Below are 14,830 nucleotides of genomic sequence, written 5' to 3'. Positions count from 1 at the left end.
ATTCCGTGGCTTCCGATGCCCCGCCGCCCGAGCCCGCGCCGGCCCCGTCCACGCCGGCCCGGCCCACGACGGCCCAGTTCGTCGAGGTGCAGGAGAGTGCCGAGTTCGGCGAACTGCGCCGTACGTACCGCTCCTTCGCCTTCCCGCTGACCTTCGCCTTCATCGCCTGGTACCTGGTGTACGTGCTGCTGTCCAACTACGCGGGCGGTTTCATGGGCACCAAGGTCTTCGGCAACATCAACGTCGCGCTGATCCTCGGTCTCGCGCAGTTCGTCACCACCTTCCTGATCGCCTGGATCTACTCGCGCCACGCGGCCCGCCGCCTCGACCCGGCCGCGCGGGCCATCAAGTCCCGTATGGAGGCGGACGCATGAGCCACCCCTTCGCACTCGTCGGCGCGTCCGCCGAGGCGCCCCTGCGGCTCGCCGCCGCCGGGGACGCCAGCGAGCACCGGCCGCTGATCATCACGCTCTTCGGACTGTTCGTCGTCGCCACCCTGGTCATCACCGTGTGGGCCGGCCGCCAGACCAGGAGCGCCTCCGACTTCTACGCGGGAGGACGGCAGTTCACCGGCTTCCAGAACGGTCTGGCGGTCTCCGGCGACTACATGTCCGCCGCGTCGTTCCTCGGCATCGCCGGGGCCATCGCCCTCTTCGGCTACGACGGCTTCCTCTACTCGATCGGCTTCCTGGTCGCCTGGCTGGTGGCGCTGCTGCTGGTCGCTGAGCCGCTGCGCAACTCCGGCCGCTACACGATGGGTGACGTCCTCGCGTACCGCATGCGCCAGCGCCCGGTGCGCACGGCCGCCGGTACCTCCACCATCGTCGTGTCGATCTTCTATCTGCTGGCGCAGATGGCCGGCGCCGGCGTCCTGGTCTCGCTGCTGCTCGGCATCACCAGCGACGCCGGGAAGATCGCCATCGTCGCGCTGGTCGGCCTGCTGATGATCGTGTACGTCACCATCGGCGGCATGAAGGGGACCACCTGGGTCCAGATGGTCAAGGCCGTCCTGCTCATCGCCGGGACCTTGCTGATCACGTTCCTCATCCTGCTGAAGTTCCACTTCAACCTCTCCGACCTGCTGGGTTCGGCGGCGAGCAACAGCGGCAAGGGCGCGGCCTTCCTGGAGCCGGGGCTCAAGTACGGAGCCACCGCGACCTCGAAACTGGACTTCATCTCTCTGGGCATCGCCCTGGTGCTCGGCACGGCGGGGCTGCCGCACATCCTGATCCGCTTCTACACCGTCCCGACCGCGAAGGCCGCCCGGAAGTCGGTCATCTGGGCCATCGGCATCATCGGTGCCTTCTATCTGATGACCATCGTGCTCGGCTTCGGCGCCGCAGCCCTGCTCAAGCCGGGCGACATCATCGCCTCCAACAAGGCGGGCAACACGGCGGCACCGCTGGCCGCCCTGGAGATCGGCGGCGGCGCGGGCTCGACCGGCGGCGCGATCCTGCTCGCGGTGATCTCGGCGGTCGCGTTCGCCACCATCCTCGCCGTGGTCGCGGGCCTGACGCTGGCCTCCTCCTCGTCGTTCGCGCACGACATCTACGCCAATGTCATCCGCAAGGGTGAGGCGACCGAGCAGGAGGAGGTACGGGCCGCCCGCTGGGCGACCGTCGCCATCGGCATCGTCTCCATCGCGCTCGGCGCCCTCGCCCGCGATCTGAACGTGGCGGGACTGGTCGCGCTCGCCTTCGCCGTCGCGGCCTCGGCCAACCTGCCGACGATCCTCTACAGCCTCTTCTGGAAGAGGTTCACCACGCAGGGTGCCCTGTGGTCGATCTACGGCGGTCTGGCCTCCTCCGTCCTGCTGGTGCTGTTCTCGCCGGTCGTCTCGGGGAAGCCCACCTCGATGTTCCCCGACGCCGACTTCCACTTCTTCCCGCTGGAGAACCCCGGACTGATCTCGATCCCGCTGGGCTTCCTGCTCGGCTGGCTCGGGACCGTCCTGTCGAAGGAGCGGCCCGACACGGGCAAGTACGCGGAGCTGGAGGTCAAGTCCCTCACCGGCACGGGAGCGCACTGACCCGGGCACCGGTCCGCACTTCCGGGACCCCGGCCGTGGCCGGGTCGCGAGCCCCGCGACCCGGTCATGGCCGTCCCCGGAGGCGGCAGGACCCCCGGCGCTGTCAGCGGCCTGACGTAGGCTCGGAGTTGTCCGGGCCGAGGACCGGGGCCGCCCACCGGGCTTGTCTCATCGGCCACCGGACTGTTCCACCGGGAGGAGGGTCATCGTGCTCATCGACACCTACGGCAGGGTCGCCACCGACCTGCGCGTCTCGCTGACGGACCGCTGCAATCTGCGGTGCACGTACTGCATGCCGGAGGAGGGCCTCCAGTGGCTCACCAAGTCCGATCTGCTCAGCGACGACGAGATCGTCCGGCTGATCCGGCTGGCCGTGACCCGTCTGGGCATCACCGAAATCCGCTTCACCGGTGGAGAACCCCTGCTCAGGCCCGGTCTGGTGGGGATCGTCGAGCGATGCGCGGCGCTGGAGCCCCGTCCCCGGCTGTCGCTGACCACCAACGGCATCGGTCTGCGGCGCACGGCCGCCGCGCTGCGGGACGCCGGGCTCGACCGGGTCAATGTCTCGCTGGACACCCTGCGGCCCGACGCCTTCAAGACCCTCACCCGGCGCGACCGCCACGCCGATGTCCTCGACGGGCTGCGCGCGGCGCACGAAGCGGGGCTGACCCCGGTCAAGGTCAACACCGTCCTGATGCCCGGTCTCAACGACGACGAGGCGCCCGACCTGCTGGCCTGGGCCGTGGAACACGGCTACGAGCTGCGGTTCATCGAGCAGATGCCCCTCGACGCCCAGCACGGCTGGAAGCGCGACGGGATGATAACCGCCGGTGACATCCTCGCCTCGCTGCGCACCCGCTTCACGCTCACCGAGGAGGACGAGAAGGCCCGGGGCTCCGCCCCCGCCGAGCGCTGGCTCGTGGACGGCGGCCCGCACCGCGTCGGGGTCATCGGCTCCGTCACCCGCCCGTTCTGCGGCGCCTGCGACCGGACCCGGCTGACGGCCGACGGCCAGGTGCGCAACTGCCTGTTCGCCCAAGAGGAGACGGACCTGCGCGGCGCGCTGCGCTCCGAAGCGCCCGACGAGGAGATCGCGCGGCTCTGGAAGCTGGCGATGTGGGGGAAGAAGGCCGGTTCGGGGCTGGACGACCCGACGTTCCTTCAGCCGGACCGCCCGATGTCAGCCATCGGCGGCTGACCCGGCGCCCGGCCCGCGCTCCCACTCCGCCAGACTCACCACGTCCTTCAGGAAACCGCGCACCCCGAGGAACGACGAGAGATGCTCACGGTGCTCGTCGCAGGCCAGCCAGGTCTTGCGCCGCTCCGGAGTGTGCAGCTTGGGGTTGTTCCAGGCCAGCACCCAGACAGCGGCGGTACGGCACCCCTTGGCGGAGCAGACCGGCGCGGTGTCGGAGGCATCGGAATCGTGGCCGCCGGAAGCGGGGCCGATGGGGAAGGGGAGGTTCACCCGTCCACCCTAGGCCCAAGCCCGACGTCACTGCCCGAGACCACTGCCCGAGGTCACTGCGCAGAGTCACCGTCCGAGGCCACCGGCGTCGGAGGCCCTGAGCGCGCCGCGACACCGGAAAAGGCGACGCCGGGCAGCCACGGGGGGAGCTGCCCGGCGTCGGTCCGTCGCTCCGACGGGGGATGCGGAGCGCAAGCAAAGTATGTCACGCGCAACGGGGTGTGGTGCACAAGAACTTCACGATTGATCTGAGCTTTTCTTGAGCTTGGCGGAACCGCGCAGGCAGCCGCTCCGCCGGCGGTCGCTCTGCGGAGGTGCCGCCCTACGGACGGTCCTCGGCCCCGCCCTCCGCCGACGGCCCCGCCGCCACGACCGGGCCGGGCGGCGGCCCGATCATCGTCGGGCCCGGCGGGGTCACGAACGTCGACGGCAGCGAAGGGACGTTCTCACGCCCCGCGTTGGCGATCACCACCGCCACATAGGGCAGCAGCACCCCCAGGGCCAGCGTCACCATGGCCACCGGTCGCTGCACGTTCCACAGCGCCACGGTCGCGATCACCGAAACGGTCCGCACCAGCATCGAGATCACATAGCGGCGCTGACGGCCCCGCACATCCTCGGCGAGACCCTGGCGCGCCCCCGTGATCCGGAAGACCTCCGTGCCGCTCTGCTTCCGCATCCCGATCCACCACCCGACGTGTCCGTGCCGGGCGCCGCCGGCCCGGACGCCTATCACGGTACGCCGCGCCCCGCCCCGGCACGAGAGCGGGGCGACGCCGACCCGCCGGTGGCTTCCGGCCCGGCTCCGTACGGCCGTGCCCGACATGCGGCGTCCGGGCGATCACCGCAGACTGACGCTCATGCGCATATCGCGCCGCGTGAGGAGGCGACCATGAATTGGTTGTGGGTCATCGTTGTGGGCCTGGTGCTCGGTCTGATCGCCCGGGCGATCATCCCCGGCAAACAGCACATCCCGCTGTGGCTGACGGCCGTGTTCGGCATCCTGGGCAGCATTCTCGGCAACGCCGTGGCCGGCTGGATCGGGGTACGCCACACCAGCGGAATCGACTGGACCCGCCATGTGCTCCAGCTGATCGGGGCCATCATCGTGGTCGCCGTGGGCGCGAAACTGTGGAGCGCGATCCGGGGCGACCGGGGCAGCCGGGGAACCAGGGAACGCATCTGACCCGCTCCCGCCTCCGCCCACCTGCCGGGCCGGGACGGACCGGAACGACGACGGCGGCCGGGTCGTACGGATGTCCCGTACGGCCCGGCCGCCGCCGTACCCCGGTCAGCCCGCCGCGACCTCGATCGCCGCCAGGTTCTTCTTGCCCCGACGCAGCACCAGCCAGCGGCCGTGCAGCAGCTCCGCCCGGCCGGGCACCGCGTCCGCGTCGGCGACCTTGACGTTGTTCACGTACGCGCCGCCCTCCTTGACCGTACGGCGGGCCGCCGACTTGCTCGGCGCCAGACCGGCCTCGACCAGCAGGTCCACCACCGGCAGCGGCTCGGCCACCTCGGCGTGCGGCACCTCGGAGAGCGCCGCGCCCAGCGTCGCCTCGTCCAGATCCGTCAGCTCGCCCTGGCCGAACAGCGCCCGGGACGCGGCGACGACCGCCGCGCACTGGTCCGCGCCGTGCACCAGCGTCGTCAGCTCCTCGGCCAGCGCCCGCTGCGCCGCGCGGGCCTGCGGACGCTCGGCCGTGAGCTGTTCGAGCTGCTCCAGCTCGTCCCGCGTCCTGAAGCTGAGGATGCGGGAGTACGCGGAGATGTCCCGGTCGTCCACGTTGAGCCAGAACTGGTAGAACGCGTACGGCGTGGTCATCTCCGGGTCGAGCCAGACCGCGCCGCCCTCCGTCTTGCCGAACTTGGTGCCGTCCGCCTTGGTCATCAGCGGGGTGGCCAGCGCGTGCACCTCGGCGCCCGGCTCGACGCGGTGGATCAGGTCGAGACCGGCGGTGAGATTGCCCCACTGGTCGCTGCCGCCCTGCTGGAGGACACAGCCGTACCGCCGGTACAGCTCCAGGAAGTCCATGCTCTGGAGCAGCTGGTAGCTGAACTCGGTGTAGCTGATGCCCTCGTCCGACTCCAGTCTGCGGGCGATCGAGTCCTTGGTGAGCATCTTGTTCACCCGGAAGTGCTTGCCGACGTCCCGCAGGAACTCGATCGCGGACAGCCCCGCCGTCCAGTCCAGGTTGTTGACCATCCTGGCGGCGTTCGGGCCCTCGAACGTCAGGAACGGCTCGATCTGCGACCGCAGCCGCGCCACCCAGCCGGCCACCGTCTCCGGATCGTTCAGCGTCCGCTCGGCCGTCGGCCGGGGGTCACCGATCTGCCCGGTCGCCCCGCCCACCAGCGCCAGCGGCCGGTGCCCGGCCTGCTGGAGCCTGCGGACGGTCAGCACCTGCACCAGATGTCCCACGTGCAGGCTGGCCGCCGTGGGGTCGAAGCCGCAATAGAAGGTGACGGGACCGTCCGCGAGCGCCTTGCGCAAAGCGTCCTCGTCAGTGGACTGGGCGAACAGCCCACGCCACTTCAGCTCGTCGACGATGTCCGTCACGGTCGGGTCTCTCCTCGCACGTCAAATGGATGTACCACCGGTCAGTCTATGGGGGTCACACGCCCTGGCTGACCGAGCTCATATTGAAATCCGGGACGCGCAGCGCGGGTGTCGCCGCCCGGGTGAACCAGTCGCCCCACTCGCGGGGCAGCGTCTTCTCGGTGCGCCCGGCCTCCGTCGCCCGGGACAGCAGATCGACGGGGGACTCGTTGAACCGGAAATTGTTCACCTCGCCGACCACCTCGCCGTCCTCGACCAGATACACGCCGTCCCTGGTCAGTCCGGTGAGCAGCAGCGTCGCCGGGTCGACCTCACGGATGTACCACAGGCAGGTCAGCAGCAGCCCGCGCGAGGTGCCGGCCACCATCTCCTCCAGCGACTTCTCGCCGCCGCCGTCCAGGATCAGGTTCCCGATGCCGGGCGCGACCGGCAGCCCGGTCAGGGCGGCGCTGTGCCGGGTGGTGACCAGCCGGTTCAGCGTGCCCTCCCGTACCCAGTCCGTGGGCGCCAGCGGCAGACCGTTGTCGAAGACGGACGCGTCGTCGCCCGAGGCGTGCGCGATGACGAACGGCGCGGACTCCAGGCCCGGCTCGTGCGGGTCGCTGCGCAGGGTGAGCGGCAGCGCGGAGAGGGTCTCCCCGACGCGGGTGCCACCGCCCGGGCGGGAGAAGACCGTCCGGCCCTCCACCGCGTCGCGGGCGGCCGACGACCACAGCTGGTAGATCAGCAGATCCGCGACGGCGGTCGGCGGCAGCAGCGTCTCGTACCGCCCGGCGGGCAGGTCGATCCGTCGCTCCGCCCAGGCCAGCCGGCGGGCCAGCTCGGCGTCGAGCGCGGCCGGGTCCACGTCCTTGAAGTCGCGCGTCGCCCGGCCCGCCCAGGCCGACCGGGTGCGGTCGGGGGACTTCGCGTTCAGCTCCAGTGTCCCGGTGGGCTGGTCGTGGCGCAGCCGTACGCCGGTGGAGGTGCCGAGGTAGGTCGAGGTCATCTCATGGTTGGCGAAGCCGTACAGCTCACGGCCGCCGGACCGGGCGCGGGCGAAGGAGTCGCCGAGCGCCGGCGCGAAGTCCGCGAAGACGGCGGAGGTCGTCTCCAGCGGGGCGTCGGTGAAGTCCCCCGACACCTGCCCGCCGCCGACCAGCTCCGTCGCGTCCTCGGCGGGACCGGCCCCGCGCGCGGCGGCCTCGGCGGCCCGCACCAGCGGCTCCAGCTCGTCGGCGGTCACGGCGGCGCGCGACACCACGCCCGAGGCGGTGCCCCGCGCGCCGTCGACGGTGGCGACGACGGTGAGCGTGCGGCCCCGGGTGACGCCGTTGGTGGTGAGCGTGTTGCCCGCCCAGCGGAGATTGGCCGACGACTGCTCGTCGGCGATGACCACGCAGCCGTCGGCCGTGGACAGTTCGAGGGCGCGCTCGACGATCTCGTGCGGCTTGCTGCTCCTGATCGCGCTGCTCATCGGCCCGCCTCCTGCGTGGTGTTGAGGATGTTGACGCCGCGGAACAGGGCCGACGGGCAGCCGTGCGACACCGCCGCGACCTGGCCCGGCTGGGCCTTGCCGCAGTTGAACGCGCCGCCCAGCACATAGGTCTGCGGTCCGCCGACCGCCTCCATGGAGCCCCAGAAGTCGGTGGTCGTCGCCTGGTAGGCGACATCGCGCAGCTGCCCGGCCAGCCTGCCGTTCTCGATCCGGAAGAACCGCTGACCGGTGAACTGGAAGTTGTAGCGCTGCATGTCGATCGACCACGACCGGTCCCCGACCACGTAGATGCCGCGCTCCACGCCCCCGATCAGATCCTCCGTCGCCAGCCCGCCCGGATCCGGCCGCAGCGACACGTTCGCCATGCGCTGTACGGGGACATGGCCCGGCGAGTCGGCGTACGCGCACCCGTTGGACCGGCCGAGGCCCGTCAGCTTCGCGATCCGCCGGTCCAGCTGGTAGCCGACGAGCGTGCCGTCCTTGACCAGGTCCCAGGACTGCGCCGCGACGCCCTCGTCGTCGTACCCGATGGTCGCCAGACCGTGCTCGGCGGTGCGGTCGCCCGTCACGTTCATCACCGGGGAGCCGTACGCCAGGGTGCCCAGCTGGTCGAAGGTGGCGAACGACGTGCCCGCGTACGCCGCCTCGTAGCCCAGCGCCCGGTCCAGCTCGGTGGCGTGGCCGATCGACTCGTGGATCGTCAGCCAGAGATTCGACGGGTCGACCACCAGGTCGTACGTCCCCGCCTCGACGCTCGGCGCGCGCATCTTCTCGGCCAGCAGCCCCGGAATCCGCTCCAGCTCCGCGTCCCAGTCCCAGCCGGTCCCGGTGAGGTACTCCCAGCCCCGGCCGACCGGCGGCGCGATCGTGCGCATCGAGTCGAATCCGCCGCTCTCGCCGTCCACGGCCACGGCGGTGAACTGCGGATGCAGCCTGACCCGTTGCTGCGTGGTGACGGTGCCCGCGGTGTCCGCGTAGAACTTGTTCTCGTGGACGGTCATCAGCGACGCGTCCACATGCGCCACCCCCTCGGCACCGAGCAGCCGCCCGCTCCACTCGGCCAGTAGCGCCGCCTTCTCCTCGTCCGGCACATCGAACGGATCGATCTCGTACGACGACACCCATGTCTTCTCGGCGTGCGCCGGCTCGTCCGCCAGCTCCACGCGCTCGTCGGACCCCGAGGCGGCGATCACCTTCGCCGACAGCTTCGCCATCGCCACGGCCTGCCCCGCGACCCGCGCCGCCGCGTCCATGGTCAGATCCACCCCGGAAGCGAAGCCCCAGGCCCCGCCGTGCACCACCCGAACCGCGTACCCCGTGTCCGTGGTGTCCGACGACCCGGCCGGCTTCGCGTCCCGCAACCGCCAGGACGCGCCGCGCACCCGCTCGAACCGGAAGTCGGCGTGCTCGGCCCCCAGCGCCCGCGCCCGGGCCAGCGCGGCGTCGGCGAGGGCCCGTAGCGGAAGCGCCAGGAACTCCTGGTCGATGTCATGGGCCATGTGCGGCCTCCCCATTTCCTTTGCTCGCGCCGTTGAATCCACTGAATCCACCAGACGGAAGTGAAGCACGGTCGTCGCACGCGGGAGGCGGAGGCGGCTCGGGCCGGCCGCCTTTCTGTAGGGACCCGACAGGGACCGTCCCCGGGTGCTGTCAGGGGCCGAGTGCCTGCGGACCGTGCGGGGCCGATAGGTTTCTAGCGATACAAGACCGCTAGGGAAAGGCTGATCCGTTGAGCCGCTCGGTTCTCGTGACCGGAGGAAACCGGGGCATCGGCCTCGCCATCGCCCGCGCCTTCGCCGACAACGGCGACAAGGTCGCCATCACCTACCGCTCCGGCGAGCCGCCCGAGGCGCTGACGGAGCTGGGGTGCCTGGCGGTCCGCTGCGACATCACCGATGCCGAACAGGTGGAGCAGGCATACAAGGAGATCGAGGAGAAGCACGGTCCCGTGGAGGTGCTGGTGGCCAACGCCGGCGTCACCAAGGACCAGTTGCTGATGCGGATGTCCGAGGAGGACTTCACCTCCGTACTCGACACCAACCTCACCGGCACCTTCCGTGTCGTCAAGCGCGCCAACCGCGCCATGCTGCGCGCCAAGAAGGGCCGGGTCGTTCTCATCTCCTCGGTCGTCGGGCTGCTCGGCTCGGCGGGCCAGGCGAACTACGCCGCGTCCAAGGCGGGGCTGGTCGGCTTCGCCCGCTCGCTCGCCCGGGAGCTGGGCTCCCGGAACATCACCTTCAATGTCGTCGCGCCCGGCTTCGTGGACACCGACATGACGAAGGTCCTCAGCGACGAGCAGCGCGCGGGCATCGTCTCGCAGGTGCCGCTCGGCCGTTACGCGCAGCCGGAGGAGATCGCCGCGACGGTGCGGTTCCTCACCTCCGACGACGCCTCTTACATCACTGGAGCCGTCATTCCCGTTGACGGCGGATTGGGCATGGGTCACTGATCACATGAGTGGAATCCTCGCCGGCAAGCGCATCCTCATCACCGGTGTGCTGATGGAGTCCTCCATCGCCTTCCACGCCGCCAAGGTGGCCCAGGAGCAGGGCGCCGAGGTCATCCTGACCGCCTTCCCCCGGCCCACGCTCACCGAGCGCATCGCCAAGAAGCTGCCCAAGCCGGCCAAGGTCATCGAGCTGGACGTGACCGACACCGAGCACATGGACCGGCTGGCCGGGCTGGTACGGGACGAGCTGGGCGGCCTGGACGGCGTCGTGCACTCCATCGGCTTCGCGCCGCAGGACGCGCTCGGCGGCAACTTCCTCAACACCCCGTTCGAGTCGGTCTCCACGGCGATGCATGTCTCGGCGTTCTCGCTGAAGTCGCTGACCATGGCCTGCCTGCCGCTGATGGAGGAGGGCGGCGCGGTCGTCGGCCTGACCTTCGACGCGCAGTTCGCCTGGCCGCAGTACGACTGGATGGGCCCGGCCAAGGCCGCGCTGGAGGCCACCTCCCGCTACCTCGCCCGTGACCTGGGCAAGCAGAACATCCGCTGCAACCTCGTCTCCGCCGGACCGCTCAAGTCGATGGCCGCCAAGTCCATTCCGGGCTTCGCGGAGCTGGCGGACGTCTGGAACCACCGCTCCCCGCTGGAGTGGGACATGACCGACCCGGAGCCGGCCGGCCGCGGTGTGGTCGCGCTGCTCTCGGACTTCTTCCCGAAGACCACCGGTGAGATCGTGCACGTCGACGGCGGCGTGCACATGATGGGCGCCTGACCCGGCCCCACCTGATCGACCGAAGGCCGTGTGACCGTCCCCGGACGGTCACACGGCCTTTTCGTGAGCACCGGCCCGCCCCCGCCCTCCCGAGTCGAAAAGAACGGCAGTTCGCCGCAGACTGGGTGAACCGGAGCGTTCCGGTCGTCGCGGGGGAGGAGGTGTGCGCATGCGCCCGCTCCGTCTCGGTACGGTGGCGCTCGGCGTGGCCGTACTGGCGAGCGCGTCGGGCCTCGCGGCCGCCGGCGACCGTCCCGTCCCGGACCGCGCCGCACCCCGCTCCCTGTCCCGCGCTGCCCCATCCCGCGACTCCCCGGCCCGCGCCACCTGTCTGACGAAGATCGAGGGCTCACGCGCGACCGCGTCCTGCCACAACCCGTACCCGGACACCGATCTCGTCCAGCTCCACGTCACGTGCGAGCACTGGTGGGACGTGAGCACCGACAGCGCGCGCGTCGAGGTCGGGGCCGCGCGCTACGTCACGCTCACCGACCGGTGCTGGAAGGGGATACGCGCGGCGTGGGTCACCCACGAGCGCCCCTGACCGGACCGGCCTCCCCCCTCCGGCGCACGGGACGCCCACCCGGGGCCCCGGATCAGACCCGGTCGGCCAGGCAGGCGAGCGCGTACCCCGCCGCCTCCCTCGCCGCCGTCTCCGCGTCCCCCGCCCGGATCGCCGCCACCAGCCGCGCGTGGTCCATGTGGTCCTCCGGGCGCAGCTCCTGGCCCACGTCGCGGCGCAGCCACTCCTGCAACACCTGGCCGAGGTCCGCGTAGACGGCGGCCAGCACCTCGTTGTGCGAAGCCGCCACGACCGCCATGTGCAGCGCCGCGTCGGCCGCGACGAACGGCTCCGCCTCGCCCGCGCTCCACGCGGCCTCGCGCCGGGCGAGCAGGTCCTCCAACTGGCGCAGGTCCCGGTCCGTACGCCGCTCGGCGGCCAGCCGCGCGGCCGAGGACTCCAGCGTCGAACGCAGCTCGGCGATGTCCCGGGGGTCAGCGTCGGCGAATCTGCGGTGCATCACCCCGGCCAGCTCGCTGGTCGCGGCGACATAGGTCCCCGAGCCCTGCCGGATGTCCAGCAGCCCGTTGTGGGCGAGCGCGCGGACCGCCTCGCGGACGGTGTTGCGGGCCACGCCGAGCTGTTCGACCAGTTCGGGTTCGGTCGGGATACGGGAGCCCACCGGCCACGCGCCCGAGGTGATCTGGGTCCGCAGCTCGGTGATCACCTGGTCGGAGAGTGCCGTACGCCGGGGTGAGGTCAACGCCATGTGTCGCTCCCGAGTGATCAGTCGAGGGGGAGGGGAGAGTAAGTCATCCCATCATTCTATGATGGGCCCATGCCCGATGAGCCGCAGCCTCCGACACAGCCCCGGACCACCTCCCCGATACCTTCCGCCGTCTCGACGGCGGTGCCCGCATCCGGCGGACCGGCCGACGCGCTCCCGCCTGCCCCGCTCTCCCGCGCGTCGCTCTGGCGCACCCGGCTCCTCGTCGCCGGGCTCGTGCTCGCCGCCCTCAATCTCCGCCCCGCCATCACCAGCCTCGGCTCGCTCCTCGAAGAGGTACGGGTCGGACTGCACATGAGCGGCAGCGTCGCGGGCGTCCTCACCTCCGTACCGCCCCTGTGCTTCGCGGTCTTCGGCTTCGCCGCGCCCCGGCTGGCCCGGCGGTTCGGGCCCGGCGCCGTCGTTCTCGCGGGCATGGTCGCGATCACCGCGGGGCTGGCCCTGCGCCCGCTCGCCGGCGGCACGGCCCTCTTCCTGGTCGCCAGCGCGTGCGCGCTCATGGGCATCGCCGTCAGCAACGTACTGATGCCGGTGATCGTCAAGCGTTACTTCCCCGACCGGGTCGGCACCATGACCGGGCTGTACTCGATGGCCCTCGCCCTCGGTACGGCGGGCGCCGCGGCGGTGACCGTCCCCATGACGCGGGCGCTCGGCGGCTGGCGGCCCGGGCTCGGGATCTGGGCGGTGCTCGCCGCCGTGGCCGTGCTGCCCTGGCTCGGACTGATCCGCGAGCGCGGCACCGGGCCCGGGTCGGCCGCTCCCTCCGCGGCACCCACCGGCCTGCTGCTCCGACGCAGCCGCACGGCCTGGGCGCTGGCCTGCTTCTTCGGCCTCCAGGCCACCGGCGCGTACATCACCATGGGCTGGATGCCGCAGATCTTCCGGGACGCGGGCGTCTCGGCGGGCACGGCAGGACTGCTGCTCGCGCTGACCATGGTCATGGGCGTGCCCCTGGCCTTCGTGATCCCGCGCGTGGCCGCGCGGATGAGGAACCAGACGCCGATCGTCCTCGCCCTCGGGCTGTGCGGACTGGTGGCCTACGCGGGCCTGTACTTCGCACCGGCCCAGGGCGCCTGGCTCTGGGCGCTGCTCCTCGGCATCTCGAACTGCGCCTTCCCCCTGGCCCTCACCATGATCGGCATGCGGTCGCGTACCGGCGCGGGCGTCGTACGGCTCTCCGCCTTCGCCCAGAGCACCGGCTATCTGATCTCCATCCCCGGGCCGCTGCTGGTCGGCGTCCTCTACCAGCACACCGGCGGCTGGGGGCTGCCGATCGCGCTGATGGCCGCCTTCCTCGTGCCGCAGATGCTGGCGGGCGCGGTCGCGGGGCGGGACCGGACGATCGAGGACGAGACCCGGGTGCGAGACTGAGCGCATGCCAGTCCTCGACCCGAACCCCCAGAACGGCCAGCGGAAGCTGCTCCTCGTCTTCGGCGCCATCATCGGCATCATGGTGATCATCGGCATCGTCGCGACCCTCGCCAGTCCGTGAGCCGGCCCGGCCCCCGACAGGGACCCGAAGCACCCGGGAGGCGCCCGAAAGCACCCGGGAGGCGAACCGAGCCGTGAAGCACAGGGGGGCTTTCCCCCGCATCCCCTAGGGGGCAGGGGTCAGGGTGAAGTGGGTGGATCACCGGATGGGCCCGGCGCTCCACGATCCGTAGGTTCTGAGGTAGCCCGAACCGCCAGGTTCGGAGCCCACGGACCCCAGACCGACGGAGGTGGCCATGCCGGCCCACAGGCACTCCCGGACCAGCCCCCAGGCCCCCTCCGGCGGCCTCGACGTCCGTCTGCCGTGGTGGTCCATAGCCCTTCCCGCGCTCGCCTTCGGGGCGCTCTTCCTGCTGATGACCGGCCCCGAGCAGGCGCACGCCGCGACGGGCGACCCGACGGTCGGGCGCATCCTGGAGCACGTCCGTATGACGTTCGCCGGATAGCGGCGCCCGGGGCCCCGGCCGGGTTCACCGGTGCCGGGGGCCGCCCGTCAACACCCTGCGCCCCATGGCGCCTTTCATGCGAAGCTGGAGTGCATGAGCGTCGATACACCCCGAAGGATCGTCCTACTCCGGCACGCGAAGGCCGACTGGCCCGAGGTGTCCGACCATGAGCGTCCGCTCGCCGAGAGAGGCCGTGCGGACGCGTCCCTCGCGGGCCGCACTCTGGCCGGCACCGGAATCGACTTCGACCTGGCTCTCTGCTCGACCGCGGTCAGAACCCGCGAGACCTGGAAGCTGGCCGTGCAGGAGCTGCCCCAGCGTCCGAGGACCGTCTACGAGGACCGGCTCTACGAGGCGTCTCTCGGCGAGCTGATCGCCGTGGTCAACGAGACGCCCGACGAGGTGGGCGACCTCCTGCTGATCGGTCACAACCCCGGCACGCACGCCCTCGCCGACGCCCTCGCGGGCGAGGCGGACCCCGGCGCGCTGGGGCGGATGACGCGCAGCGGGTTCCCGACCTCCTCGTTCGCCGTGATCGGCTTCAGCGGCACCTGGAAGTCCGTGGAGCACGGCGTGGGCAGGCTCGACCAGTTCTGGAGCCCGCACGACTGACCGCGGGTGGCCGCCGGCGACCGTTTCGTAGCGGTTCGTGGCGGGTGGTTCCGTATGGCCTGCCCCTCACGGTCCGCCCCTACGCTCCGTCCGTACGTACGGAGCCGCCCGCCCGGTGCGGCCCGACGTGGGGGGGGCCCGCCGCCCCCCCCCCGCCCCCCCCCCGGGGGGGGGCGGGGGGGGGGGGGCGGGGCCGGGGGGGCGCCCGCCGGGCCCGCCCCCCCGAACGCGGGGGAT

The 14,830-nt window shown here is 71.5% G+C and carries 17 protein-coding genes; 11 read left to right on the top strand and 6 right to left on the bottom strand.

The annotated features are described in order from the left end of the window. Positions 1-5: 5 nt before the first annotated feature. The 3 genes from ACFY6S_RS07630 to moaA all read left to right on the top strand — a co-directional run bounded on the left by ACFY6S_RS07630 (position 6) and on the right by moaA (position 3,227). Positions 6-374 (top strand): DUF485 domain-containing protein, encoded by a 369-nt coding sequence (locus ACFY6S_RS07630; protein ID WP_388819954.1) that lies wholly within the window; start codon positions 6-8, stop codon positions 372-374. Next, positions 371-2,029 (top strand): cation acetate symporter, encoded by a 1,659-nt coding sequence (locus ACFY6S_RS07625; RefSeq protein WP_388819951.1) that lies wholly within the window; start codon positions 371-373, stop codon positions 2,027-2,029. The genes ACFY6S_RS07630 and ACFY6S_RS07625 overlap by 4 nt, the downstream gene beginning before the upstream one ends. 208 nt (positions 2,030-2,237) lie before the next feature. After that, on the top strand, positions 2,238-3,227 hold the full coding sequence (gene moaA, locus ACFY6S_RS07620; RefSeq protein WP_388819948.1) for a GTP 3',8-cyclase MoaA: 990 nt from the start codon (positions 2,238-2,240) through the stop codon (positions 3,225-3,227). Here moaA and ACFY6S_RS07615 read toward each other — a convergent pair. Both ACFY6S_RS07615 and ACFY6S_RS07610 read right to left on the bottom strand, forming a co-directional pair. Further along, positions 3,210-3,497 (bottom strand): hypothetical protein, encoded by a 288-nt coding sequence (locus tag ACFY6S_RS07615; protein WP_388819946.1) that lies wholly within the window; start codon positions 3,495-3,497, stop codon positions 3,210-3,212. The two genes, moaA and ACFY6S_RS07615, sit on opposite strands and share 18 nt — an antisense overlap. Positions 3,498-3,819: 322 nt before the next feature. Next, the gene (locus ACFY6S_RS07610) at positions 3,820-4,176 is read right to left on the bottom strand and encodes a DUF3099 domain-containing protein (protein WP_388819944.1); all 357 of its coding nucleotides are present in this window, start codon (positions 4,174-4,176) and stop codon (positions 3,820-3,822) included. A gap of 213 nt (positions 4,177-4,389) precedes the next feature. On the opposite strand from ACFY6S_RS07610, the gene ACFY6S_RS07605 reads away from it, so the two are divergent. Further along, positions 4,390-4,683: a GlsB/YeaQ/YmgE family stress response membrane protein gene (locus ACFY6S_RS07605; protein ID WP_388819941.1), complete on the top strand. Its 294-nt coding sequence runs from the start codon at positions 4,390-4,392 to the stop codon at positions 4,681-4,683. A 105-nt stretch (positions 4,684-4,788) separates the two neighbouring features. Here the strand turns inward: ACFY6S_RS07605 and tyrS are convergent, their stop codons facing one another. The 3 genes from tyrS to ACFY6S_RS07590 are packed head-to-tail and all read right to left on the bottom strand — an operon-like array spanning position 4,789 to position 9,033. Then, positions 4,789-6,057, bottom strand: a complete 1,269-nt coding sequence (gene tyrS, locus ACFY6S_RS07600) for a tyrosine--tRNA ligase (RefSeq protein WP_388819938.1) — start codon at positions 6,055-6,057, stop codon at positions 4,789-4,791. Between the two features lie 55 nt (positions 6,058-6,112). Continuing rightward, positions 6,113-7,513: a metallopeptidase TldD-related protein gene (locus ACFY6S_RS07595; RefSeq protein ID WP_388819935.1), complete on the bottom strand. Its 1,401-nt coding sequence runs from the start codon at positions 7,511-7,513 to the stop codon at positions 6,113-6,115. Then, complete coding sequence (locus ACFY6S_RS07590) at positions 7,510-9,033, bottom strand: TldD/PmbA family protein (RefSeq protein WP_388819932.1); 1,524 nt, start codon at positions 9,031-9,033, stop codon at positions 7,510-7,512. Before ACFY6S_RS07590 ends, ACFY6S_RS07595 begins: the two co-directional genes overlap by 4 nt. 230 nt (positions 9,034-9,263) lie before the next feature. Here ACFY6S_RS07590 and fabG point away from each other — a divergent pair, with 230 nt between their 5' ends. From fabG to ACFY6S_RS07575, 3 genes are all read left to right on the top strand, one after another. Continuing rightward, on the top strand, positions 9,264-9,983 hold the full coding sequence (fabG, locus tag ACFY6S_RS07585; protein ID WP_388819929.1) for a 3-oxoacyl-[acyl-carrier-protein] reductase: 720 nt from the start codon (positions 9,264-9,266) through the stop codon (positions 9,981-9,983). 4 nt (positions 9,984-9,987) lie between these two features. Beyond that, positions 9,988-10,755: an enoyl-ACP reductase FabI gene (gene fabI, locus ACFY6S_RS07580; protein ID WP_388819926.1), complete on the top strand. Its 768-nt coding sequence runs from the start codon at positions 9,988-9,990 to the stop codon at positions 10,753-10,755. A gap of 169 nt (positions 10,756-10,924) precedes the next feature. Next, complete coding sequence (locus tag ACFY6S_RS07575) at positions 10,925-11,299, top strand: hypothetical protein (RefSeq protein WP_388819923.1); 375 nt, start codon at positions 10,925-10,927, stop codon at positions 11,297-11,299. 52 nt (positions 11,300-11,351) lie between these two features. Here ACFY6S_RS07575 and ACFY6S_RS07570 read toward each other — a convergent pair whose 3' ends face one another. Next, a complete protein-coding gene (locus tag ACFY6S_RS07570) occupies positions 11,352-12,026 on the bottom strand; it encodes a FadR/GntR family transcriptional regulator (protein WP_388819920.1) in 675 nt (224 codons plus the stop codon). Positions 12,027-12,095: 69 nt separating this feature from the next. On the opposite strand from ACFY6S_RS07570, the gene ACFY6S_RS07565 reads away from it, so the two are divergent. From ACFY6S_RS07565 to ACFY6S_RS07550, 4 genes are all read left to right on the top strand, one after another. Continuing rightward, a complete protein-coding gene (locus ACFY6S_RS07565) occupies positions 12,096-13,415 on the top strand; it encodes a CynX/NimT family MFS transporter (protein WP_388819917.1) in 1,320 nt (439 codons plus the stop codon). A 4-nt stretch (positions 13,416-13,419) separates the two neighbouring features. Then, the gene (locus ACFY6S_RS07560; RefSeq protein WP_388819914.1) at positions 13,420-13,536 is read left to right on the top strand and encodes an SGM_5486 family transporter-associated protein; all 117 of its coding nucleotides are present in this window, start codon (positions 13,420-13,422) and stop codon (positions 13,534-13,536) included. A gap of 235 nt (positions 13,537-13,771) precedes the next feature. Beyond that, entirely contained in the window at positions 13,772-13,981 is a 210-nt protein-coding gene (locus ACFY6S_RS07555; RefSeq protein ID WP_388819911.1) for a hypothetical protein, read from the top strand. Positions 13,982-14,074: 93 nt separating this feature from the next. Beyond that, entirely contained in the window at positions 14,075-14,593 is a 519-nt protein-coding gene (locus tag ACFY6S_RS07550) for a SixA phosphatase family protein (RefSeq protein ID WP_388819909.1), read from the top strand. The last annotated feature ends 237 nt before the right edge of the window (positions 14,594-14,830 follow it).

Source organism: Streptomyces sp. NPDC012835 (assembly GCF_042900885.1).
Taxonomy (GTDB): domain Bacteria; phylum Actinomycetota; class Actinomycetes; order Streptomycetales; family Streptomycetaceae; genus Streptomyces.
Note: the sequence above shows the minus strand (reverse complement) of the source record. Positions and strands in the feature narration are given on the sequence as shown.